This window comes from Alkalihalophilus lindianensis (assembly GCF_032843265.1).
In the GTDB taxonomy this organism is placed as follows: domain Bacteria; phylum Bacillota; class Bacilli; order Bacillales; family Bacillaceae_D; genus Alkalihalophilus; species Alkalihalophilus lindianensis.
In genome coordinates this window covers 1-1,737 of the sequence record NZ_JAWJBA010000021.1, presented here as the reverse complement: position 1 = coordinate 1,737, position 1,737 = coordinate 1, and the positions used below count along the sequence as shown (strand labels likewise).

At 52.1% G+C, this 1,737-nt stretch carries 1 rRNA gene; it reads left to right on the top strand.

The features are described from left to right. The first annotated feature begins 112 nt into the window (after positions 1-112). A 16S ribosomal RNA gene (locus tag RYX56_RS21065) occupies positions 113-1,664 on the top strand. Positions 1,665-1,737 lie beyond the last annotated feature (73 nt).

Sequence of the window (1,737 nt, the reverse complement as noted above, 5' to 3'; positions counted from 1 at the left end):
AAGTTCTTTGAAAACTGAACAAAAGCCAAGCGAAATAGAGATACATGATATCTCGTCAATTTTTAAAACAAGATGCTAGCGTATCTTATGTAAGTGAGCTTAATCAAACACTTTTATGGAGAGTTTGATCCTGGCTCAGGACGAACGCTGGCGGCGTGCCTAATACATGCAAGTCGAGCGGACTGATGGGAGCTTGCTCCCTGATGTTAGCGGCGGACGGGTGAGTAACACGTGGGCAACCTACCTGTAAGACTGGGATAACTCCGGGAAACCGGGGCTAATACCGGATAACCCGTTCCTCCTCATGGAGGGACGGTAAAAGATGGCTTCTTGCTATCACTGACAGATGGGCCCGCGGCGCATTAGCTAGTTGGTAAGGTAATGGCTTACCAAGGCGACGATGCGTAGCCGACCTGAGAGGGTGATCGGCCACACTGGGACTGAGACACGGCCCAGACTCCTACGGGAGGCAGCAGTAGGGAATCTTCCGCAATGGACGAAAGTCTGACGGAGCAACGCCGCGTGAGTGATGAAGGTTTTCGGATCGTAAAGCTCTGTTGTTAGGGAAGAACAAGTGCCGTTCGAATAGGGCGGCACCTTGACGGTACCTAACCAGAAAGCCACGGCTAACTACGTGCCAGCAGCCGCGGTAATACGTAGGTGGCAAGCGTTGTCCGGAATTATTGGGCGTAAAGCGCGCGCAGGCGGTCTTTTAAGTCTGATGTGAAAGCCCACGGCTCAACCGTGGAGGGTCATTGGAAACTGGGAGACTTGAGTACAGAAGAGGAGAGTGGAATTCCACGTGTAGCGGTGAAATGCGTAGATATGTGGAGGAACACCAGTGGCGAAGGCGACTCTCTGGTCTGTAACTGACGCTGAGGCGCGAAAGCGTGGGGAGCAAACAGGATTAGATACCCTGGTAGTCCACGCCGTAAACGATGAGTGCTAGGTGTTAGGGGTTTCGATGCCCTTAGTGCCGAAGTTAACACATTAAGCACTCCGCCTGGGGAGTACGACCGCAAGGTTGAAACTCAAAGGAATTGACGGGGGCCCGCACAAGCAGTGGAGCATGTGGTTTAATTCGAAGCAACGCGAAGAACCTTACCAGGTCTTGACATCCTTTGACAACCCTAGAGATAGGGCTTTCCCCTTCGGGGGACAAAGTGACAGGTGGTGCATGGTTGTCGTCAGCTCGTGTCGTGAGATGTTGGGTTAAGTCCCGCAACGAGCGCAACCCTTGATCTTAGTTGCCAGCATTTAGTTGGGCACTCTAAGGTGACTGCCGGTGACAAACCGGAGGAAGGTGGGGACGACGTCAAATCATCATGCCCCTTATGACCTGGGCTACACACGTGCTACAATGGATGGTACAAAGGGCTGCAAAACCGCGAGGTTGAGCGAATCCCATAAAGCCATTCTCAGTTCGGATTGTAGGCTGCAACTCGCCTACATGAAGCCGGAATTGCTAGTAATCGCGGATCAGCATGCCGCGGTGAATACGTTCCCGGGCCTTGTACACACCGCCCGTCACACCACGAGAGTTTGTAACACCCGAAGTCGGTGAGGTAACCTTTTGGAGCCAGCCGCCTAAGGTGGGACAGATGATTGGGGTGAAGTCGTAACAAGGTAGCCGTATCGGAAGGTGCGGCTGGATCACCTCCTTTCTATGGAGTATTTAACTCTAGTCGATATATGATCTTACGATCATATACGCTTTGGTCTTTTGTTCAGTTTTGA